The sequence below is a fragment of the Salipiger pallidus genome (genome assembly GCF_014643635.1).
Taxonomy (GTDB): domain Bacteria; phylum Pseudomonadota; class Alphaproteobacteria; order Rhodobacterales; family Rhodobacteraceae; genus Salipiger; species Salipiger pallidus.
This window is the reverse complement of sequence record NZ_BMJV01000010.1, coordinates 55,708-74,674: the sequence shown is the minus strand read 5'-3', so window position 1 is coordinate 74,674 and position 18,967 is coordinate 55,708. Positions and strand designations below refer to the sequence as shown.

The following is an 18,967-nucleotide window of genomic DNA, read 5'->3' as shown; positions in this document are numbered from 1 at the left end:
ATCAGGGGTCTCTTGCCATTCCGTGAAGAGCGGGTCAGATTCCGTCAGCAGCAATGAGTTCCCATGTCCGAGACCCCGCATATTCTCCACAAAAAGCTGACGATGCAGGACGTTGCCGATGCCGCCGGGGTGTCGCCGATGACCGTATCGAACTGCTTCCGCTACCCGGATCGGGTGCGCGAAAAGACGCGAAGCACCGTGATGAAAATCGCGGCGGAGCTGGGGTACGTGCCGAATCTCTCCGCCGGAACACTGGCAGCGGGCAGCAGCCGGGTGATCGGGGCGGTGCTGCCGTCGATGCGCAACTCGTCCTTTTATAATTACACCGCCGGGTTGCGCCGCGCTGCCGCGGAACGCGGCTTCGAGCTGATCACCATGATCGCCGAAACCCCCGAGGAAGAGCTGTCGGCGGTGCAGACCCTGCTGGGTTTGCGCGTCGCGGGAATCGCGCTGGTCGCCGGACCGCACGCGCCGGAACTCCGCCAGCTCCTCGTCCTCGCGGGGGTTCCGGTGGTGGAAAGCTGGGGCGGTGACGGCGCCATCGGGCGGGGGGTGTCCTATGACGTGGGCGCCGCAAGCCGGGCGCTGACCCGCCATCTCATTGCGCAGGGGCGGCGTCGCATCGGGTTTGTCGAAGTGACGGGCGGCGGTGGCCAGCGTTACGCCATGCGCCTACCGGCTTTCCGGCAGGAGATGTTTGCCGCGGGGCTTTCGGATTCGCTGGTGCTGACGGTTCGCGCGGCCGATGGATTTGGCTCAGGGGCGCGCATTCTCGATGAATTCCTGGCCACGGACCCCAACCTTGATGCGATTTTGTGTCCGACGGACGTGGTGGCGGCAGGGGCTCTGTTCGAATGCCAGAGGCGCGGGCTTTCGGTGCCGGGCGACATTGCCGTGGCGGGCTGGGGTGATTACGATATCGGCCGACAAGTGTCTCCGACGCTGACCACCGTGCGGGCATTCTCGGACGAGATCGGCAAGGGCGCCATCGAGGTTCTCGTCAGCGGGGAGGGGGCCAAAGCCCCGCTCTCCACCCCCTTTGCCCTGGAGGTCCGCGAAAGCGCCTGAGCGGCATGGCCTCCGGCTGCCTTCGCAAAGGGGCACTGGGCCCCGGAAGGGGGGATCGGTCTCTGCATGACACTCATGGACCGCAGTTTCCCTGCCGCGACACTCTGGCCAGCCTCCCGACCGCGGCAAACCATGGGTGCCGGGGGATGGTCATACCCCCGGCGATGCCACAGGTCAGGCCCGCGACAGCAGGCTCTGCGGACGCGCGGTGGCGATGCCACGGGTGATAAGCCCGGCAAGCACGCATTTCACCAGGTCCCCCGGAATGAAAGGCAGGCTCAGCATCGCCGCCTCTGGCAGGCTGCGGTCCAGAACCGCAGCCATTCCGACGATGCCGCAGGCATAGAGCACCACGACGCCACCCAGCAGCGATGCGATGGCGGCGGGCAGCGCCACCGAGCTGGGACGCCAGCGCTCCATCACCAGCCCGGTGACGTAGGCGGCGGGGATCCAGCCAAGGAAGAACCCGACAGTCGGACCCGCGAGCACCGCCGGTCCACCCCGGCCTCCGGCCAGCAGCGGCAGCCCCAGCGTGACAAGCACCACCACGATGATCACTGCCAGCGCTCCGCGGCGAGCGCCAAGCACGGTGCCGCACAGCATCACCCCCAGTGACTGCGCCGAGATCGGCACGCCGCTGATCAGCTGAAACGACGGCACGAGGCCTAGGGCTGCGATCAGGGCTGCGAACAGCCCCGCCATGACGATTCTGTGTTCCAAGACTAATTTCCTGTCATTCGAGTGGTGCCGATAAGCCCGGTGCAAAGCCCGGACCGCTGCCCGAGCCTTACGTGGCGGCAGGGATTCCGTCAAATCCGGCGTATTCCCTGCCTCGTTTTCTTGGGCCTCCTGTCACGGGGAGGCGGCCCGGCCTCTGAGGCTGTGCTACCTTTGGGTGTCGTCCTCTCTGGCCCTGTCGGTCGGCATGCCGCCACGAGCCCGGATGGCATCGGTCACATGGTCCGCATCATCCAGCGCCCCGATCATGAAGGGCATCACCAGACGCCAGCCGGCACGGCGGGACGACCGCGCGCGCCAGCTGTCCTGCAGCGCGCCAAGCCGGGCGATCATCGCGGGCACGAACCGCAGCACCAGCATCGCCACGAAGGCCAGCCGCGCCGCGTCCACGATCTTCAGGCGGCGCAGGGGGCGGGCCACGGCCTCCATCATCGCATCGAAGCGCGTGCTCATGGTCACCAGCAGCGCCGCGCCGACCAGCGTCAGCAGCCGCAGCGCGATGCGCAGGCCGTTTTCCAGAGTGCCGTCGATCCAGCCCCAGGCCAGCACCAACACGACAAAGATCGCCACGGGCTTGAGGCTGGCGAGAGCCCGCAGGGCAAAGCCCCGGCCGCAGCTCAGCGCCAGCACGCCGACCGCCAGGCCCGCTCCCGCGCTGACCGCCACGCTGTCGAAGGCCAGAAGCGCCACCGACAGCAGCGGCAACGCCGTCAGCTTCGGCCCCGCCGGCACCCGGTGCAGCCAGCTCTCAGAGGGATAGAGCAGCGTCAGCATCGACCGCCTCCATGGCCGTCCGGTAGGCGTCGATCACGTCCGCCGCCGGTCCGTCCAGACGCACCCGGCCTTCGTCGATCCAGATCACCCGGTCGTAGCGCGTCAGTGCCTGAAGATCGTGGCTGACGTGCAGAAGGCTCGGGCCCGCGAGCGCCAGCTGCCGGTCGAGGAACCGCGTTGCCACGAGGTCGAGCCCGGCGAAGGGCTCATCGAGGATCACCAGCCTGGGGCGCATCGCCATCACAGCGATCAGGCAGACGAGGTGCCGCTGCCCTTGGCTCAGGGCGCCGGTGGTGCGGTCGTACCATTCGGCGCAGCCGTAATCCGCCAGCGCCGCCCTTGCCTCGGCCTCCGCCTCGGCGCGGGATCGGCCGAGGTTGCGCAGGCCGAAGGTGATCTCTTCGCCCACGGTGGGAAAGATGATCTGGTGGTCGGGGTTCTGGAACAGCATCCCCACCCGGCGCAGGGCGGCGCGCCGGTCGCGGGCGACATCCTTGCCAGCCACCCGCAACGTGCCATGCGTCGGGGCGACAAGGCCGCAGACCAGCCGAGAGAGGGTCGATTTTCCTGACCCGTTGCGCCCGATCACCCCGACGCGCCGCTCGGTCACCGTCAGGTCCACGGGGCCCAGCCGCCGCAGGCCGTCCGTCTCGTAGGTCACGCCGGACAGCGCCAGAAGCGGCGCGGTGTCAGTGCTGTTGGTCATGCTCGGCCTCGGATGCGCAGATCTGGGCGGATCGTCCCCGCTGCGCCCCCAGCTATTGCCTTCGGCGCGGGCGCTCAAGTGTCCCGTGGTCCGGTGCCGCCCTCCGATACGCGGCCCGGGCAGGCCCCTGATCGCTCAGGCGGTTTCGCCCAGCGTCTGCGCCACCCAGCCCAGCACGGCCTCTGCATTGGGGGCGACCGACGCGCCGAGCCCTTCCGAGAACGCGATGAAGCCTTCAAGGTTGCCCGCATCTACCGCCAGAAGCACTGGCACGCCACGCGACAGCGCCTCGCCGATGAGGGGGCGGAACCCGCGGCCGAAAAGCTCCTGCTTGCCGAACTTGTTGATGATCACCAGGTCCGTCTGCGGGGTCAGCGCCGCCTCCGCAAGGCCCACCGCCCGCTCCAGCCCCTCGGGGTCCAGCCGGCAGCCCTGCGCCAGCGCGCCAAGGTCCTGGCTGATGCGCACCACGTCTTCGCCCGACAGGATGTGCAGGTCCATGAAGCACTTGCGCCCCTCTCCGGCGTCGAGGTTGACCTGAACCGCCCCGGCCAGCCGCAGCCCCTGCGCCTGCAACCTTTCGGCCACGCCTGCCAGAAGCCGATCGGCTTCCCCTTGTCCGGTGGCGGTGACATAGCCCAGCATCGGCGGCTCCTATTGCGTCGGTCGGTGCATGCATACTAGGTAGTTGCCACGCCGAAAAGCCCAGCCGGAGACATGCCTTGGCCCCTTTCCCCCTGATGCCCGACCTGTCCCGCCCCGGCCTCACCCGCCGCGTCACGGGCCATGACCAGACCGGCGCAGAAACCGAGATTTCCGTGGTCGAGGAGCGCCCCCTCACCATCTACCTCAACAGGCAGGAGGTGGTGACCGCCATGACCATCGGGGACTACCCCGATTACCTGGCGCTTGGCTTCCTGCGCAACCAGGGCATGCTGCGCGATGACGACGTGCTGACGGGCGTGGATTACGACGAGGAAATCGAGGCGGTGGTGGTCCGCACGCAGCGCCAGACCTCCTACGAAGAGAAGATGGCCAAGAAGACCCGGACCTCGGGTTGCGCCGTCGGCACCGTCTTCGGCGACATGATGGAGGGGCTCGAGGGGCTGACCCTGCCGCAGACCGAAGTGCGCACCAGCTGGCTCTACGCGCTGGCGAAGCAGATAAACACGACGCCCTCGCTCTATCTCGAGGCGGGAGCGATCCATGGCACGGTGCTGTGCCAGCAGGATAGGCCATTGGCCTACATGGAAGATGTCGGGCGCCACAATGCCGTGGACAAGATCGCAGGGGTGATGTTCCGTCATGGCGTCAGCGCTGACGACAAGATCCTCTATACCACCGGGCGGCTGACCTCGGAGATGGTGATCAAGACCGCGCTCATGGGCATTCCCGTGCTGGCCTCGCGCTCGGGCTTCACCGCATGGGGGGTCGAGATCGCGCGGCAGGTGGGCCTAACCGTGATCGGACGCATGCGCGGCCAGCGCTTTGTCTGCCTGTCGGGCGAAGAGCGCCTCGTGCGCGACGTGGACCCGGCGAGCATTCCTGAAGAAGGGCGACGGTCCGGAAGAAAGGCGGGCGCATGAAACAGCCTCTGGGTGTCATTCTGGCAGGGGGTCTTGCCACCCGCATGGGCGGCGTCGACAAGACGCTGCTGACGGTCGGCGGGCAGAGTTTGCTGTCCCGCATCATCGACCGGCTCGAGCCGCAGGTGGCGGGGCTGGCGCTTAACGCCAACGGCGATGCGGCGCGGTTCGCCACCGGGTTGCCGGTGCTTGCCGACAGCATCGACGGCTTTGCCGGGCCTCTTGCAGGGGTTCTCGCCGGGCTCGACTGGGCGGCGGATCAGGGCGCGGACAGCATCGTCACGGTGGCCGGGGACACACCGTTCTTTCCCTGCGATCTGGTGCCGCAGCTGATGCTTGCCACCGAAGCACTGCCGCATCCCCTGGCGCTTGCCGCAACACCTCGGGATGATCAGGGCGAGGGCGAAGCGCTGAAATCGGGCGGTAAGCTGAACCGCCACCCCACCTTCGGCCTCTGGCCGGTGGCGCTGCGTGACGATCTGCGCGCGGCGCTGGAGGGCGGCCTGCGCAAGGTGGTCGCTTGGACCGACGGGCATGGCGCGGGCGAGGCGGTGTTCTCCGCCGAACCGTTCGATCCCTTCTTCAACGTCAACACACCCGAAGACCTCGCCCGCGCCGAGGCCATCGCATCAGGGGCGGCATGAGGGTTTATGGTGTCACCGGCTCGAAGAACTGCGGCAAGACCGGCCTGATGGAACGGTTGGTGACCGAGATCGCCGCACGCGGGCTGACCGTCTCGACGGTGAAGCACGCCCATCACAGCACCGATGTGGACCAGCCCGGCACCGACAGCTTCCGCCACCGCGCGGCGGGGGCGCGGCAGGTGATGCTTGCCTCGCCCAACCGCTGGGCGCTGATGACAGAATTGCGCGGCGAGGCCGAGCCGCCGCTCGAGGCACTGCTCGCGCAGCTTGCCCCGGTCGACCTCGTGCTGATCGAGGGCTACAAGACCGGCCCCCATCCCAAGATCGAGGCGCACCGGGCGGAAACCGGCAAGGCGCTTCTGGCGGGCGACAATCCGACCATCAAAGCCGTCGCCGCCGACAGTGCCGTCGACACGACCCTGCCCCGATTTGACCTGAACAACACGAGGGCTGTCGCCGATTTCATCCTTGAAGATCTGGCCCTTGGTCCAGCATGAAACGCATCAGAGCAGTCACGGGGCCCGCTTGGTGTGTGGCCCTTGCCCGCCTCGCGCAGACCTCCACTGGCGGCCACGCCCGTACGCCCTGCAAGACCTCGATCTGTATCGGCCGCGCACGCAACCTCCACCCAAGGCAGGGATGATCACCCACTCTCTCCCTTGTCATTGGCACTGGCCTCACCCAGCCTGACCGGCCCCTTCTTCCCCCCGTCACCTCGGAGCCCGCATGACCGACGCCCCCCTCACCCCGCCCCGCCTGCGTGACGACTGCTTTGCCATGCCGCAGGGCGTGAACTGGGTGCCCGTGGACGCGGCTCTGGCCAGGTTGCGCGAGGTGCTGCACCCGGTGACGGACACCGAGACGCTGCCCACCCACGCCGCAGGGGGGCGGGTGCTTGGCGCAGATGCGGTGGCGAAGCGGTCGAACCCGCCGCGCCCCAACTCTGCCGTGGACGGCTACGGCTTTGCTCACGCCGCCACCGGGGACGGCGTGATGCGCCTGCCGCTGGAAGCGGGGCGCGCGGCGGCCGGCCAGCCTTTCGAAGGCGCGGTATGCAATGCCCACGCGGTGCGCATCCTCACCGGCGCGATCCTGCCCGAAGGCGTCGATACCGTGGTGCTGGAGGAAGATTGCGCCGTGGGCGACGGGGTTGTCGCCTTCGATGGGCCGGTGAAGCCCCGCGCCAACACCCGCAAGGCGGGCGAGGATGTCTCCGAAGGGGCCCTGGCCCTGCCTGCCGGGCACCGCCTGCGGGCGCCGGACCTTGCTCTGTTGTCGGCACTGGGATTGGGCGAGGTCGCCGTGACGCGCCGTCTGCGGGTCGGCGTGCTGTCGACAGGGGACGAGATCATCGCGGACGCAGGGGCCCCGGCGAAACCGCACCAGATCTGGGACGCCAACCGCCCCATGCTGCTGTCGCTGGCGGAAGGATGGGACCACGCGTCCGTGGACCTTGGCCATGTGCGCGACGACCGGGACGCCATCGCCGCGCGGCTGGACGAGGCGGCGACGCGCTGCGACGTGGTGCTGACCTCGGGTGGCGCCTCGGCAGGGGACGAAGATCACGTGTCAGCCCTGCTCAAAGAGCGTGGCAACCTGTCGAGCTGGCGCATCGCGTTGAAACCGGGGCGGCCTCTGGCGCTGGCCACATGGCAGGGCATGCCGGTCTTTGGCCTGCCGGGCAACCCTGTGGCGGCGCTGGTCTGCGCGCTGATCTTCGCGCGCCCGGCGCTGTCGCTGATGTCCGGCGCGGGATGGGCCGAGCCGCAGGGGTTCACCGTTCCGGCCGCCTTCACCAAGTCCAAGAAACCGGGGCGGCGCGAATACCTGCGGGCGCGGCTGGTGGACGGGCGGGCCGAGGTCTTTGCCTCGGAAGGCTCGGGGCGGATCAGCGGGCTGTCATGGGCGACGGGGCTGGTGGAACTGCCGGACGAGGCCGTGCATGTGACCCCCGACACCCCGGTCCGCTTCCTGCCCTACGAGGGGTTCGGGCTGCGTTAACGGCGGCGCAGCAGGTAGATCTGGACGCTGCCGTCATCCTCGGCGCTGACCAGCTCGTGCCCGGATTCGTTGCAGAAATGCGGTATGTCGATGACGGCTGCGGGATCGTCGGCGCGCACCCGCAGCACCTCGCCCGGGGCCATGCCCGCAAGGCGCTTTCGCGCCTTCAGCACCGGCAGCGGGCAAAGCAGCCCGATGGCATCGAGATCGTCGTTCACATCCATGCGCCCTGATTATCCCGGCTCTGCATCGCTGTCCATCGCCGCCGGCAGCCAGACCGTGAACTCCGCGCCGCCTGTGCCCTGAGCCGCGGTTCCGTTCTGGGGATCATGCCCCCCTCTGTCCACACGCGCGTGATCGGCGTCCCCCTCGGCGGTGCCCGCAATGTTGCGCACGGTGATAAGCCCCCCCGCCCGCTGCACGATGCTTTGCGAGATCGACAGGCCGAGCCCCGTGCCTTCCACCTGCTTGGTGGTGAAAAATGGGTCGAACACGGCGGAAAGAGCCTCCTCGGGCACGCCTGGCCCGGTGTCGCGCACCCTGATCGCGACGCCCCCGGCCTCGGGAACAAGAGCAAGGGTCAGCACGCCTTTGTCCCCCATTGCCTGCACCGCGTTGGTGATGAGATTGACCAGAACCTGCTGCAGTTCTCCGGGGTCCATGCGCACTGGTGGAACATCTTGAAGCTCCGTCACCACCTCGATCCGGGCGCGCGTGATCACATGACCCACAAGCACGAGGCAATCGCGCAGCACCGGCCCCGGGGCGAGGCTAAGCGCGTCCGAGCCGTAATCGCCGGGCCGGGCGAAGGTCAGCAGCCGCCCCACGATGCTGTCGATGCGCCGCACCTGCGCGTCGATGAGGTCAAGCTCAGTGCGGACCTCGTCGGCGCCCGTGCCCAGCACCTCGCGCATCACGTCCACGTTGCCCTGAATCACCGCCACCGGGTTGCCGATTTCGTGAGCGACGCCGGCGGTGATCTCGCCGATGGCGGCAAGCTTTTCGCGCATCACCAGTTGGTGGAAGGCCTGTTCGAGCTTGTCGTTGGCCTCGCGCAGCTCGGTGGTGCGGCGGTCGACCCGATCGTTGAGCTCGCCAGCCCAGGCCCTTAGGCGGCGGTCGCGATCCTGCACCTGTTCGAGCAGTTCATTGAGGTGCGCGCCCACCTGCGCCACCTCGTCACGCTTGGCGCTGGGAGCGATCCGTGCGGCGAGGTCGCCACCACGCACCCGCTGCATCACTTGGGTCATCGCCTCCAGTGGCGAGAATACCCCCCGCGCCAGCAGCAGGAACACCGGGGCCGAGATCACCAGAACCGCGATGAACGCCCCCAGCATCCACAGGTAGGCCGACCGTTTCGCCGCCGTGAACGGCGCTTCAAGGAAGCCGACATAGAGCATCCCCACCCGGTCCCCGAAACTGTCCAGAAGCGGCATGTAGCCCGAAATATACCAGTCGTTCACCACATAGGCGCGGTCGAGCCAGATGCGTCCCCGGCCCAGCACCTCGGCCCGGACCGCTTCGGACACGCGTGTGCCGATGGCGCGCTCACCCTCGAAAAGACGGACGTTGGTGGAAATCCTGAGATCCTCGAGAAAGACCGTGACCGTGCCCTCCCGGTCGCTTCCGGTGACAGGGTTGAGGAACACCAGCTCGTTCAGGGCATCAATGAAGGCAAGGTTGCGGTTGAGCAGGATGCCCCCCACCAACACGCCTATGGTGCCCTCCTCGGCCAACACGGGGGCCGCGGCGTGAAGGACCATGCCGCGGGTCTCGGGGCCCTCACCGGCGCCGCGCGGGGCGATGCTGGCCCGCGCGGCAAGATCGGCGCCCTGCGCCGCAAGCTGGTCCGGCCCCATTACGTCAATCCCCGCCGATGCCTTGCCCGCGCGGGCGGCGGCGACCACGGGCCAGTCCAGCTGCACCTCGTTCATCGGCACGTAGCGCAGAAAATCGAGCCCTAGCCGGGCCCGCGCAGCGTCGAGATAGCCACCCCGGCTGTCTCCCGCCGCCGCGAGTAGCCCGGCCGACCGCGCCTCTGCAGCCACGTCGTCGCCGATGTCCTTGGTGATCCGGTCAAGATACTGACGCGCGATGCGCAGGTCGCTTTCCACGTTCGAAATCAGCAGCGCGTCGTAGTCCGCGGAAAAGCGTGCCATGCCGATCATCAGAAGCAGCGGCGTCAGGATGATAAGAGGCACCAGCGCAAGCACAAGCAGCCGAAGCCGCACCGAGTGCCACAGGCGCCGCAGCTGCGCCCGTTTGCCAATCTGGCTGACCATGCTGTTTCGCCCTTCGCTGCCCCGCGGGCAGGATAGCGCAGCCCGCTTCCGGCGCAAGGTCGGGACAGAATGTCCAGCGCTCTGCGGAAGTCCTTGTCAGACTGGACAAACTGTCCATCCTGCGCGATTTCGCGGCAGTGCCTCTGGCGGCGGCAGGTTGTGTTTGGCAAGGCTGGCGCAACGGAGAGCATGCCACCGCCACGGCATGAGGAGGACGCGCGGCCCCATGGTCGACATCTGGAACGGGATAAGCCAGGCGGTCTGGCTGATGCTGACACTCGACCCCGAGCTGGTCGAGATCGCGGCACGGTCGCTGCGCGTGACTGTTACCGCGCTCGTGGTGGCCTGCTGCATCGCGCTGCCCCTTGCCGCGTTCCTCGCGGTGCAGCGGTTCCGCTTTCGCCGGGCGATCATCGCCCTGCTCAATGCGCTGATGGGGCTGCCGCCGGTGGTGGTGGGCCTTGTGGTCTACGTGATCTTGTCACGCTCGGGGCCGCTTGGGGTGCTGGGGCTGCTTTTCACGCCCACCGCCATGATCATCGCGCAAACGGTCATCATCGTTCCACTCATCGCGTCGGTGGCGCACCAGTCGATCCGCGATCTCTGGGCGGAATACCACGACTTGCTGATTTCCATGAACGTGACGCGCTGGCAGAAGATCCGCACCCTGCTGTGGGATGCCCGCCGGGCGCTGATGACCGCTGCGCTGGCGGGCTTTGGCCGGGCCATCGGCGAGGTCGGGGCGATCATGATCGTCGGCGGCAACATCGACCACGCCACCCGCGTTCTGACCACTGCGATCGCGCTGGAGACGGGCAAGGGGGAGTTCGGCCTCGCGCTGGCGCTCGGCTTCGTGCTGATCGGGCTGGCGGTGGCGGTCAACCTGTCCATCCATTGGCTGGGCCGGACCGAACGGGGGGACCGCTGGTGACGCGAATTCTTCCCCTTGTCGCCGAGGCGGTGGTGTCGCGCCGGGGGCCACGCGTGCTTGTTGGCCCCGTGGACCTGAGCATTGACGGCCCCGGCATCACCGTGGTCATCGGCCCGAACGGCGCGGGCAAGACCAGCCTTCTAAGCCTGCTGCACGGCACCGCCCGGCTGGCCAGCGGCAAGATTCGCTGGGCCTGCCCCATCGAGGACGCCCGCCATGAACAGGCCTTCGTCTTCCAGCGCCCCGTGATGCTGCGCCGCAGCGTGATCGACAATATCGCCTATCCGCTGCTCATCCGCGGCGTGCCGAAACGCGACGCGATGGACCGCGCCCACGAGGCCGCCAAGCGTGTCGGGCTCGGAGCGCTCACCCGCCGCTTTGCCCCGCGCCTGTCGGGCGGTGAGCAGCAAAAGCTTGCCCTTGCCCGCGCGCTGATCGCGAAGCCGCAGGTGCTGTTTCTCGACGAGCCGTGCGCCTCCCTGGACGGGCGGGCCATGCGCGAGATCGAGGACATCCTGCAAATCGCCCGCACGGAGGGCACCCGGCTGATCCTGTCGACCCACGACATGGGACAGGCCCGCCGCCTTGCCGACGACGTGCTGTTCTTGCTGCACGGCAAGCTGCACGACGGCGGCCCTGCCGATACTTTTTTCCCCTCGCCCGCAACGCCTCAGGCACGGGCCTTTCTTGAAGGAGACATCGTAGAATGAAACGCATCCTGCTTGGCACGGCATTCCTTGCCATCGCCACCACCGCCCACGCCGAAGACGTCATGAAAATGGCGGTGACCACTTCCTTCAACAACTCCGGCCTCGCCGAAGTCCTGCTGCCCGAGATCCGTGAAGACCTCGACCTCGAGGTTCAGTTGCTGGTCGTTGGCACCGGCCAGGCCATCAAGCTGGGCGAGGCAGGTGACGTGGACGCCATCCTCGTGCACTCGCGTGCCGCAGAGGACGCCTTCGTGAGCGGCGGCTACGGCACCCATCGCACCGAGATCATGTACAATGATTTCGTCTTCGTCGGACCGAACGACGACCCTGCCGGCATCGAGGATGCAGAGGCCGCCACCGAGGCGCTGCAGGACATCGCCGCCGCCGAGGCGCCCTTCGTCAGCCGCGGCGACGACAGCGGCACCCACAAGATGGAGCTGAACCTGTGGAAGTCGGCCGATCTTGACGTCGAGGGCTTTGGGGACTGGTACAATGCCGTCGGCCAGGGCATGGGCGCCGCGCTCAACACCGCCGCGGGCATGAACGCCTACATCCTGTCGGACCGCGCCAGCTGGCTCAACTTTGGCAACAAGGCGGACCTCGGCCTGCTGTTCTCGGGTGATCCGGTGCTGTTCAACCAATACGCCTACCTGCCGGTGAACCCCGAAAAGCACCCCCACGTGCAAACCGAACTGGCGGACAAGCTCGAGGCATGGCTGGTCTCCGACCGCGCGAAAGAGCTGATCGACAGCTACGAGATCGCGGGCGAACAGCTGTTCGTCTTCAACGCGGGCGAAAACTGAGACACCTAGGTCTTACGGTGTGACAAAGGGCGCCCGATCGGGCGCCCTTTTTGTGACGGGATGTCGCGTGCCGTTCCGGGGGAGGCGCCCGCTTAGCGTCCGTTCAATGCTCGTGCGGCTCGTCAAGCGAGCCGTGCACGGCAAGAAGATCCAGCTCCGCGTCCTGCGGTTCGATCACCCGGAAGGCCTCGCGCACGCCGGCCTCGGTCAGCTCGCGGGCAACGGTCAGCAAGGTGTTGGGGGCATGATCCGCGCATAGCTCGGCCATCTGGGACAGCTCCTCGGCGGCGACGGGGCGGGCCAGTTCGACCGAGGGTGCGCCGTAGTAGGTGACGAAGTGTTCAGCCAGCCGGGTTTCCAGCATCTCCATCTCGGCCGGCTCCACCTGCGTGACGGCAACGAAGGTCACGCGTCCGAAGGTTTCCAGACCCAGCCATCCGTTTGCAAAGGCCTGCCGCGCCTTTCCGGCAAGATCGCTTTCGGTCCAGTCCGAGAACTCGAAGCCCCCGGAAAGGCACCATTCGCCGGTCCGCGCGGGGCTGGCAAAGACGCGCTGGTCGCTTTCGTCGAAATGGATGGCGCGGGCAAGATGCAGGGTCATGGGGCGGCCTCCAGAAGGGTGGTCAGCGGGATCAGACGGGTTTCACCATCCTCGCCCCGCAGCAGCATGCCGAAGTCTTCGTCGACGCCCACGAAGGTACCGGACCGGTCGCCTTGGGTCACGTCCTCGCCAACCGATCGCGCGAGGCCGCGCCATTCTGCGTGCAAGGCGCGCGGGCCGTCCTGTTCCCAGGCGCTCAGATGGTGGAGCGTGTGGCGAGCCCACGCCTCGACCAGCTGCGGCGGCGCGACGTCCGGGCAGCCTTCGCCGTATAGCGTGGTCTGATCGGGGGTTTCGCCGGGGTTGTCGGTTTCCGGCCAGAGCGGAAGGCTGAAGCCGATCACCAGCCAGTCGGGCACCGCTTCGGGGTCGGTCCCCGACGCCATGCAGCGCATCACGCCGCAGCGCGCGCCGTTGAGATAAAGCGTACCGTCCCAGCCAAGATGCACTGCGACCTCGGGCGGGGCGAGCGCGCCGAGGGCGTTCTGGAAACCGACCCCGCAGACCGGCAGCATGGTCATGGCGGCGCGCAGCGGCACTTCGGGGGCAAAGACCATGGCGGCTTCCACGCGGTTCGTCCCCAGCGCAAAGGCGACCATGCCGGCGTCGCAGCCCATGGTCGCCTTCATGCAGGCGTGGGCGAAAGCATCGGCCCCCACCTCTTCACCATACATCAGCGGCGGAAAGCTGAGGTCCGTCATGCAGCGCCCTTTGCCACCAGTGCTTCGGCGATGGCGTGGAAGGCCGCGGCCTGCGAGCTGTCGGGCTGGCTGACCGCGATGGGGGCACCGCCGTCCGCCGCAAGCCGGATCTGCAGGTCAAGCGGCACCTCGGCCAGCAGCGGAACCCCCAGCTTGGCCGCTTCGGCAGCAACGCCGCCATGGCCGAAGACATGCTCTTCGTGGCCGCAGGCAGAACAGATATGCGTGCTCATGTTCTCGATCATGCCGACGATGGGCACGTTGAGCTGCTTGAACATGTCGATCCCCTTGCGGGCATCGAGCAGCGCCACGTCCTGCGGCGTGGACACCACCACCGCGCCATCCACCTTGAACTTCTGGCTGAGGGTCATCTGCACGTCGCCGGTGCCGGGCGGCAAATCGACGATCAGCACGTCGAGTGCGCCCCATTGCACCTGGTTCATCATCTGCTGCAGCGCACCCATGAGCATCGGCCCACGCCAGACCACCGCCTGATCGTCGTTGGTCATGAGGCCGATGGACATCATGGTGACGCCGTGGTTGCGCATGGGCAGGATGGTCTTGCCGTCGGGGCTTGCCGGGCGGCCCGACACGCCCAGCATGCGCGGCTGGCTTGGCCCGTAGACGTCCGCATCCAGAAGCCCCACGCGGCGGCCCTGCTGCGCCAACGCCACGGCGAGGTTGGCAGACACGGTAGACTTGCCGACCCCGCCCTTGCCGCTGGCGATGGCGAGGATGCGGTCGATGCCCGGCACCGCCTGCGGGCCCTTGGGCTCGGCCGCGCGCTGTGGCTTGAGGTCCGGCGGCGGCGCCTTTTCGGTGTGGCCGGTAAGCACGATGGACACCGAAGCCACGCCGGGCAGGGCGCCCAGCACCTCTTCGGCGCGGGTCTTCACCGTGTCATAGGTCTGCGCATGCTGCGGCGCGATCTCGAGAACGAAGCGCACCGCGCCATCGTCGGAGACATTGAGCGCCCGCATCACGCCGCTGGACACGATGTCACCGCCGGCGACGGGGTCGTCGACGGTCTTCAGCGCGGCAAGAACCGCGTCGCGCGAAAGGGTCATTCGGAGTCCTTGTTGATCTTGCCGGTCACGTCGTGGGTCATGCCAAGTTCGGGAATGGTGATCACGGCCTTCACCTCGTAGCTGCCCGCCGGAGCCTCGCGCAGGGCCTCCTCGATGGCGGTCTGCGAGGTCACGCCGACCTGTTTGAGGAACTTGCGCATGGACATGTTGAAATCGTCGCTCATTGGTCTCTCCGTTCAGTGGTCGCGCCGCTTGGACAGGTAATCGTCGGTGGTGCGCGGGCGGGGGCGCTCCGGTCCGGTCATGGGGTTGTTGGTGCCGTGATACTGCGCATTGATCCGGCAGTCATCGCACATCTGGATCATTCGCAGGCGGTCCCCGTCGAACATCGCGTGGCCGCGCAGCTTGTCGGTGATGCGGTCGATGGTGGATTTCACCCCGAAGAGCGTGCCGCATTCAATGCAGGGGAAGGGCTCTTCCTCGTTGATCACCTGCTGGTTCAACGCCTCGGCCTCGAGGTTGAGGCGCGGATCGAGGGTCAGGGCGTCCTCGGGGCAGACGGTGACGCAAAGATTGCACTGCAGGCAGGCGTCTTCCTGGAACCGCAGCTGCGGCAGGTCGGGGTTGTCTCCAAGCGCGCCCGAGGGGCAGAGCGACACGCAGGACAGGCACAGCGTGCAGGCGTCGGTGTCGATCTCGACCGCACCGTAGGGCGCGCCTTCGGGCAGGGCGAGCACGCCGCCCTCGGGGTGCAGCGCACGGGCCGCCTGCCGGGCCACCTGCCGGCGGGTGCCCATGGGACGCACCGGGGTTGCGACCGGGGCAGGGGCATCGGCGCCGTAAAGCGCATCGCTCAGCGCGTCGGGATCGGAGGTGTCGAGCACCGAGATGCCCTGCGCGATGGCCGAGGCAAGCGCGGTCTGTGCGGCCAGCGCGTCCCGGTCGGCGCCAGGTCCGGGCAGCAGGGTGACGGTGGTGAAGCCGGCGGCGCGGGCGGCCAACGCCTCGGCATGGCCAAAGGCGCCGATCACCGGCAGTTCCATGGGGATCACGTCTGCAGGCAGGCCGCGCCCGTGGCGGGCGGCAAGGCGGATCATCTCGGCGCCGTGGGCGTCATGGACCAGCAGGCGCGGAGCCTCCCCCCCGGCATCAAGATAGGCCTTGGCGAGCGTCTGCACCCGCCGCAGGATGAGGTCCACGGGAGGCGCATCGTAGCTGACCGCGCCAGACGGGCAGGCGGACGAGCACGCGCCGCATCCCGCGCAGATCAGCGGATCGATGGTGACATGGTCTCCGCTGGGGGTGATCGCACCGGTTGGGCATAGATCGAGGCAGCGGGTGCAGCCGGTCTGACCCGCGCGGGAATGGGCGCAGAGCAGCGGCTCGGCCCGGATGTAGAGCGGCTTTTCGAAGGTCCCGACAAGGTGCGAGGCGGCCAGCACGGCAGCGTTTACCGCCGCGGGGCGGGCGGGATCGGCGCGCAGGTAGCCTTCGCGTTTCTCGTGGGCGGGGAACAGCGGCTGAGTGCGGCGCAGGTCGAGGATCACGTCGCACTGGCTGCGCGCACCATCCTGCGGCGCTCCGAACGACGGGCTGCCACGACCGCCGGGTTCCAGCTGGCGCAGGCCGTCGATCTTCATGTCGAAGTTGCCAAGCGCCCCTGTTGCCTGCCGTAGATGGCCGACAATGACGTCATAACCGGGGATCTCGGCCAGCTCAGGGGCGGTCTCCAGCAGGACGGTGACGGCAAGGTGTTCCTTTAGCAGTTCAGCTGCGGCCAGCGCGTCCTTTTCGGCCCCGAGCACAAGGCACATGCCATGCGAGGTCACGTCCATCATCCGCCCAAGGGGCGCAGGCAGAAGCGCCTCGGCGGCAAGGGCGGACATTTTGGCCAGTTTCGGGGCGGGATCGGCAGACCAGCCAGCCCGATCGCGCAGGTCGAGAAGGGCGGGGGCGGGCACCCCGAGATCCTCGGCCAGATCCTCGAACCGGCGGGCTTCCTGCGTGCAGCACAGGACCGTGTCCTCGGCCCCCTCGGCGGTGAGTGCCGTAGCGGCAATGTCGATCTGCTTGGTGCAAAGCGCCGAACAGGGGGGTGCGACATCAAGCCCGGTCGCCTTGGCGAGGCCGTCGGCGTCGATGCTCTGGCTGCCCAGACAATCACATGTTATCAACGTCTTGGCCATGTCTTTTCCCATTGGCTGAGGGGCGCACGGGCCCCGTTTCGGCGCAGGTTCGCCCAACGGATAGGCAGGAAGGGGACGCTCGCGCAAGGGTCTTTCCGGGCCTGTGGGGCTTCTCCGGAAAGCGCGTGATGAGGGTGATTCGCAAGCCCTTTGGCGATAGGCGGTATGCCGCCGTATCCAGAGAAAAACGGTCGGGATGGACAAAATGACCATATGCATGCGCGACGGCCAAATCCGCTGCCCAAAACGTCCATCCCGCAACGGTTTTAAAACCTTCCCCAAGGTTTGCCCTTTCGCGATTCACGGAAAGCCTGCATTTTGGGCATCCCAACCAAGGCCAGCAGACCCGTGTCAGACCAGGACCGCCCTTATCGCAACATGCCCATCGGCGTCGTCGTCAAGCGACAGCCGGGCGTCACCCGCTGGGCCAAGCACAGCTGGAAGGCGACATCGATCCTGCCCGGCGCTGCCGACGCCGACTGGCGCGAGCTGCGCCGTGAGGGCGACGTGGTGGAATTCCACGCCGGCACTGTAACGCTGGAACTCTTCGGAGCCGAGACCGAAGCCTATGTCCACGGTCTTGGCGCGCAGGTGCCTTGCGTCTACGTCATCATGCGCGAAGTGCCCGACAAGTCTCGCCCCTTCGAGCTGCTGCTGGTCACCGCCTCACCCTACGAGGCTCAGGATTACTGCGACACCGGCGAGGAGATCGTCGAGAAGGTCGCCATGACCCCCGGCCTCGAGGCATGGGTGCGCGATTTCGTCGAGCGATTCCACGAGGACGAGGAATTCGTGAAGCGCCGCCGCCACCGCGAACGGGTCGACAAGGTCGAGGACGGCATCGGCGATCCGCGCATCGGTGGACTTGGCGATGTGTATGCCTCCCCCTCCTTGCAGAAACGGAGACTGTCATGAGCGGTTTCTGGACCCGCCGCCGCGAGGCTGTCGCCGCCGAAGAGCGTGCCGAGGTCGAAGCCGTTGTCGCCGCCGAGACCGCGGCGCAGGAAGCCGCGCTCGAAGAGCGCAGCGATGCGGAGCTGCTGGCGGAACTGGGCCTGCCCGAGCCGGAAACGCTGGTGGGCGGCGAAGAGCTTCAGCGCTTCCTTGCGGCGCAGCTGCCGCAGCGGCTCAAACGCCGCGCGCTGCGGACCCTGTGGCGCAGCAACCCGGTGCTGGCCTGCCTTGATGGGCTGAACGATTACGAGGACGACTTCACTGACGCCGCCGTCTGCAAGGGCGCGGTCAACACGCTTTACGAGGTTGGCCGCGGCTTTGCCCAGCAGGTGAAGGAGGTGGCAGACAAGCTGCCCGAGGCGGATGCGGCATCGGATCACGAACCACTGGCCGAGCCGCTGGACCAACCACTGGCCGAAGCCCCGGACGCTCCCGCCTCCATCGCGTCCGAAGACATTGCACCGCTGCCCAAGCCGCCGACGCAAATGGCCGTCTCGGCCCCTTCCCCGGCGATCGAAGAGCCCGTGGAAGACGCCTATATCCACCCCCGGCTGCGCCGGATGACATTCCAGTTCGACCAGGGAGGCACCGCATGAGCGACGCCGCCGAGACCACCCGCATCACCGAAGAGGATCGCCTGCGCGCGGATCTCTACAATTTCCTCGGGCTGCTCTTGAGCGGTCCGCCGGATCGCATGATCCTCGACCAGACGGCGCAGCTGAACGGCGACGACACCGAGCTGGGGCAGGGCATCGCGACCCTCGCGAAACTCGCGCGTCTGACCAAGCCCGCCAGCGTCACCTCGGAATTCAACCGGCTGTTCATCGGCCTCGGGCGCGGTGAGCTGCTGCCCTATGCCAGCTACTACCTCACCGGCTTTCTCAACGAAAAGCCCCTGGCGGCGCTGCGTCAGGACATGACCGCGCGGGGCCTTGCGCGGGCCGACAATGTCTTCGAGCCAGAGGACAACATCGCCTCGCTGCTGGAGATGATGGGCGCGATGATCGTCGGCCGCTTTGGCACGCCCGCGAGCCTTGAGCAGCAGAAAAGCTTCTTCAACAAGCACATCGCCCCCTGGGCGGGTCATTTCTTTTCCGATCTCGAGGCCGCCAAGGGCTCGGTTTTCTATGTGCCGGTGGGCACGGTCGGCCGCTGCTTCATGCAGATCGAGTCGGAAGGTTTCCGAATGAGCGCCTGACCGGCGCGCATACCCCGGCGCCAAGGCGCCACTTCACCGAGAGCAACCAAGAGGGA

At 67.5% G+C, this 18,967-nt stretch carries 22 protein-coding genes; 11 read left to right on the top strand and 11 right to left on the bottom strand.

The window, feature by feature from the left end:
• Positions 1 to 63 precede the first annotated feature (63 nt).
• Positions 64 to 1,068, top strand: a complete 1,005-nt coding sequence (locus IEX41_RS19050; protein ID WP_188791909.1) for a LacI family DNA-binding transcriptional regulator — start codon at positions 64 to 66, stop codon at positions 1,066 to 1,068.
• A gap of 174 nt (positions 1,069 to 1,242) precedes the next feature.
• On the opposite strand, the gene IEX41_RS19045 is transcribed toward IEX41_RS19050, so the two are convergent.
• The 4 genes from IEX41_RS19045 to IEX41_RS19030 all read right to left on the bottom strand — a co-directional run bounded on the left by IEX41_RS19045 (position 1,243) and on the right by IEX41_RS19030 (position 3,931).
• Complete coding sequence (locus IEX41_RS19045; protein WP_373285668.1) at positions 1,243 to 1,788, bottom strand: biotin transporter BioY; 546 nt, start codon at positions 1,786 to 1,788, stop codon at positions 1,243 to 1,245.
• Between the two features lie 165 nt (positions 1,789 to 1,953).
• On the bottom strand, positions 1,954 to 2,580 hold the full coding sequence (locus IEX41_RS19040) for an energy-coupling factor transporter transmembrane component T family protein (RefSeq protein WP_188791908.1): 627 nt from the start codon (positions 2,578 to 2,580) through the stop codon (positions 1,954 to 1,956).
• The gene (locus IEX41_RS19035) at positions 2,555 to 3,286 is read right to left on the bottom strand and encodes an energy-coupling factor ABC transporter ATP-binding protein (protein ID WP_188791907.1); all 732 of its coding nucleotides are present in this window, start codon (positions 3,284 to 3,286) and stop codon (positions 2,555 to 2,557) included. The genes IEX41_RS19040 and IEX41_RS19035 overlap by 26 nt, the downstream gene beginning before the upstream one ends.
• A 135-nt stretch (positions 3,287 to 3,421) precedes the next feature.
• Positions 3,422 to 3,931: a DUF2478 domain-containing protein gene (locus tag IEX41_RS19030; RefSeq protein ID WP_188791906.1), complete on the bottom strand. Its 510-nt coding sequence runs from the start codon at positions 3,929 to 3,931 to the stop codon at positions 3,422 to 3,424.
• Between the two features lie 95 nt (positions 3,932 to 4,026).
• On the opposite strand from IEX41_RS19030, the gene IEX41_RS19025 reads away from it, so the two are divergent.
• The 4 genes from IEX41_RS19025 (at position 4,027) to IEX41_RS19010 (ending at position 7,517) form a co-directional block, all read left to right on the top strand.
• Positions 4,027 to 4,872 (top strand): formate dehydrogenase accessory sulfurtransferase FdhD, encoded by an 846-nt coding sequence (locus tag IEX41_RS19025; protein ID WP_188791957.1) that lies wholly within the window; start codon positions 4,027 to 4,029, stop codon positions 4,870 to 4,872.
• Positions 4,869 to 5,516: a molybdenum cofactor guanylyltransferase MobA gene (mobA, locus tag IEX41_RS19020; protein ID WP_188791905.1), complete on the top strand. Its 648-nt coding sequence runs from the start codon at positions 4,869 to 4,871 to the stop codon at positions 5,514 to 5,516. The genes IEX41_RS19025 and mobA overlap by 4 nt, the downstream gene beginning before the upstream one ends.
• The gene (gene mobB / locus IEX41_RS19015) at positions 5,513 to 6,013 is read left to right on the top strand and encodes a molybdopterin-guanine dinucleotide biosynthesis protein B (RefSeq protein ID WP_188791904.1); all 501 of its coding nucleotides are present in this window, start codon (positions 5,513 to 5,515) and stop codon (positions 6,011 to 6,013) included. The genes mobA and mobB overlap by 4 nt, the downstream gene beginning before the upstream one ends.
• Positions 6,014 to 6,242: 229 nt before the next feature.
• Positions 6,243 to 7,517: a molybdopterin-binding protein gene (locus IEX41_RS19010; RefSeq protein WP_188791903.1), complete on the top strand. Its 1,275-nt coding sequence runs from the start codon at positions 6,243 to 6,245 to the stop codon at positions 7,515 to 7,517.
• Here the strand turns inward: IEX41_RS19010 and IEX41_RS19005 are convergent.
• Both IEX41_RS19005 and IEX41_RS19000 read right to left on the bottom strand, forming a co-directional pair.
• Positions 7,514 to 7,741 (bottom strand): sulfurtransferase TusA family protein, encoded by a 228-nt coding sequence (locus IEX41_RS19005; RefSeq protein ID WP_188791902.1) that lies wholly within the window; start codon positions 7,739 to 7,741, stop codon positions 7,514 to 7,516. The genes IEX41_RS19010 and IEX41_RS19005 overlap by 4 nt on opposite strands.
• 9 nt (positions 7,742 to 7,750) lie before the next feature.
• A complete protein-coding gene (locus IEX41_RS19000) occupies positions 7,751 to 9,799 on the bottom strand; it encodes a sensor histidine kinase (RefSeq protein ID WP_188791901.1) in 2,049 nt (682 codons plus the stop codon).
• A gap of 226 nt (positions 9,800 to 10,025) precedes the next feature.
• Here IEX41_RS19000 and IEX41_RS18995 point away from each other — a divergent pair, with 226 nt between their 5' ends.
• From IEX41_RS18995 to IEX41_RS18985, 3 genes are read left to right on the top strand one after another with little or no spacing between them, the layout of a single operon-like run.
• Positions 10,026 to 10,730, top strand: a complete 705-nt coding sequence (locus IEX41_RS18995; RefSeq protein ID WP_188791900.1) for an ABC transporter permease — start codon at positions 10,026 to 10,028, stop codon at positions 10,728 to 10,730.
• Positions 10,727 to 11,440, top strand: coding sequence for an ATP-binding cassette domain-containing protein (locus IEX41_RS18990; protein ID WP_188791899.1), 714 nt, complete (start codon positions 10,727 to 10,729; stop codon positions 11,438 to 11,440). The genes IEX41_RS18995 and IEX41_RS18990 overlap by 4 nt, the downstream gene beginning before the upstream one ends.
• Positions 11,437 to 12,243 (top strand): ABC transporter substrate-binding protein, encoded by an 807-nt coding sequence (locus IEX41_RS18985; RefSeq protein WP_188791898.1) that lies wholly within the window; start codon positions 11,437 to 11,439, stop codon positions 12,241 to 12,243. Before IEX41_RS18990 ends, IEX41_RS18985 begins: the two co-directional genes overlap by 4 nt.
• Positions 12,244 to 12,346: 103 nt before the next feature.
• Here the strand turns inward: IEX41_RS18985 and IEX41_RS18980 are convergent, their stop codons facing one another.
• Genes IEX41_RS18980 through IEX41_RS18960 form a run of 5 tightly spaced genes read right to left on the bottom strand, consistent with a single transcriptional unit; the run spans position 12,347 to position 16,759 of the window.
• Positions 12,347 to 12,844, bottom strand: coding sequence for a DUF6505 family protein (locus tag IEX41_RS18980; protein ID WP_188791897.1), 498 nt, complete (start codon positions 12,842 to 12,844; stop codon positions 12,347 to 12,349).
• Positions 12,841 to 13,545, bottom strand: coding sequence for a biotin/lipoate--protein ligase family protein (locus IEX41_RS18975; RefSeq protein ID WP_188791896.1), 705 nt, complete (start codon positions 13,543 to 13,545; stop codon positions 12,841 to 12,843). The genes IEX41_RS18980 and IEX41_RS18975 overlap by 4 nt, the downstream gene beginning before the upstream one ends.
• Positions 13,542 to 14,612 carry an Mrp/NBP35 family ATP-binding protein gene (locus tag IEX41_RS18970; protein WP_188791895.1) on the bottom strand — a complete coding sequence of 357 codons (1,071 nt, stop codon included), beginning with the start codon at positions 14,610 to 14,612 and terminating at the stop codon, positions 13,542 to 13,544. The genes IEX41_RS18975 and IEX41_RS18970 overlap by 4 nt, the downstream gene beginning before the upstream one ends.
• Positions 14,609 to 14,797, bottom strand: a complete 189-nt coding sequence (locus IEX41_RS18965) for a DUF6494 family protein (protein WP_188791894.1) — start codon at positions 14,795 to 14,797, stop codon at positions 14,609 to 14,611. The genes IEX41_RS18970 and IEX41_RS18965 overlap by 4 nt, the downstream gene beginning before the upstream one ends.
• A gap of 12 nt (positions 14,798 to 14,809) precedes the next feature.
• A complete protein-coding gene (locus IEX41_RS18960) occupies positions 14,810 to 16,759 on the bottom strand; it encodes a 4Fe-4S binding protein (RefSeq protein ID WP_188791893.1) in 1,950 nt (649 codons plus the stop codon).
• A 378-nt stretch (positions 16,760 to 17,137) separates the two neighbouring features.
• Between IEX41_RS18960 and IEX41_RS18955 the strand changes: the two genes are divergently transcribed.
• The 3 genes from IEX41_RS18955 to IEX41_RS18945 are packed head-to-tail and all read left to right on the top strand — an operon-like array spanning position 17,138 to position 18,911.
• Entirely contained in the window at positions 17,138 to 17,674 is a 537-nt protein-coding gene (locus tag IEX41_RS18955; protein WP_188791956.1) for a DUF3305 domain-containing protein, read from the top strand.
• Complete coding sequence (locus tag IEX41_RS18950) at positions 17,671 to 18,309, top strand: DUF3306 domain-containing protein (RefSeq protein WP_188791892.1); 639 nt, start codon at positions 17,671 to 17,673, stop codon at positions 18,307 to 18,309. Before IEX41_RS18955 ends, IEX41_RS18950 begins: the two co-directional genes overlap by 4 nt.
• Positions 18,306 to 18,911, top strand: coding sequence for a TorD/DmsD family molecular chaperone (locus IEX41_RS18945; protein WP_188791891.1), 606 nt, complete (start codon positions 18,306 to 18,308; stop codon positions 18,909 to 18,911). Before IEX41_RS18950 ends, IEX41_RS18945 begins: the two co-directional genes overlap by 4 nt.
• Positions 18,912 to 18,967 lie beyond the last annotated feature (56 nt).

Bases quoted from the DNA above. Each gene is read 5' to 3' on its own strand.
- IEX41_RS19030 (WP_188791906.1), bottom strand. From the start codon at position 3,931: ATGCTGGGCTATGTCACCGCCACCGGACAAGGGGAAGCCGATCGGCTT.
- IEX41_RS18960 (WP_188791893.1), bottom strand. From the start codon at position 16,759: ATGGCCAAGACGTTGATAACATGTGATTGTCTGGGCAGCCAGAGCATC.
- IEX41_RS18950 (WP_188791892.1), top strand. From the start codon at position 17,671: ATGAGCGGTTTCTGGACCCGCCGCCGCGAGGCTGTCGCCGCCGAAGAG.
- IEX41_RS18945 (WP_188791891.1), top strand. From the start codon at position 18,306: ATGAGCGACGCCGCCGAGACCACCCGCATCACCGAAGAGGATCGCCTG.
- IEX41_RS19010 (WP_188791903.1), top strand. From the start codon at position 6,243: ATGACCGACGCCCCCCTCACCCCGCCCCGCCTGCGTGACGACTGCTTT.
- IEX41_RS18975 (WP_188791896.1), bottom strand. From the start codon at position 13,545: ATGACGGACCTCAGCTTTCCGCCGCTGATGTATGGTGAAGAGGTGGGG.
- IEX41_RS18995 (WP_188791900.1), top strand. From the start codon at position 10,026: ATGGTCGACATCTGGAACGGGATAAGCCAGGCGGTCTGGCTGATGCTG.
- mobB (WP_188791904.1), top strand. From the start codon at position 5,513: ATGAGGGTTTATGGTGTCACCGGCTCGAAGAACTGCGGCAAGACCGGC.
- IEX41_RS19040 (WP_188791908.1), bottom strand. From the start codon at position 2,580: ATGCTGACGCTGCTCTATCCCTCTGAGAGCTGGCTGCACCGGGTGCCG.
- IEX41_RS19035 (WP_188791907.1), bottom strand. From the start codon at position 3,286: ATGACCAACAGCACTGACACCGCGCCGCTTCTGGCGCTGTCCGGCGTG.
- IEX41_RS19005 (WP_188791902.1), bottom strand. From the start codon at position 7,741: ATGGATGTGAACGACGATCTCGATGCCATCGGGCTGCTTTGCCCGCTG.
- IEX41_RS18970 (WP_188791895.1), bottom strand. From the start codon at position 14,612: ATGACCCTTTCGCGCGACGCGGTTCTTGCCGCGCTGAAGACCGTCGAC.
- IEX41_RS18965 (WP_188791894.1), bottom strand. From the start codon at position 14,797: ATGAGCGACGATTTCAACATGTCCATGCGCAAGTTCCTCAAACAGGTC.
- IEX41_RS18980 (WP_188791897.1), bottom strand. From the start codon at position 12,844: ATGACCCTGCATCTTGCCCGCGCCATCCATTTCGACGAAAGCGACCAG.
- mobA (WP_188791905.1), top strand. From the start codon at position 4,869: ATGAAACAGCCTCTGGGTGTCATTCTGGCAGGGGGTCTTGCCACCCGC.
- IEX41_RS18955 (WP_188791956.1), top strand. From the start codon at position 17,138: ATGCCCATCGGCGTCGTCGTCAAGCGACAGCCGGGCGTCACCCGCTGG.
- IEX41_RS19025 (WP_188791957.1), top strand. From the start codon at position 4,027: ATGCCCGACCTGTCCCGCCCCGGCCTCACCCGCCGCGTCACGGGCCAT.
- IEX41_RS18985 (WP_188791898.1), top strand. From the start codon at position 11,437: ATGAAACGCATCCTGCTTGGCACGGCATTCCTTGCCATCGCCACCACC.
- IEX41_RS19050 (WP_188791909.1), top strand. From the start codon at position 64: ATGTCCGAGACCCCGCATATTCTCCACAAAAAGCTGACGATGCAGGAC.
- IEX41_RS19000 (WP_188791901.1), bottom strand. From the start codon at position 9,799: ATGGTCAGCCAGATTGGCAAACGGGCGCAGCTGCGGCGCCTGTGGCAC.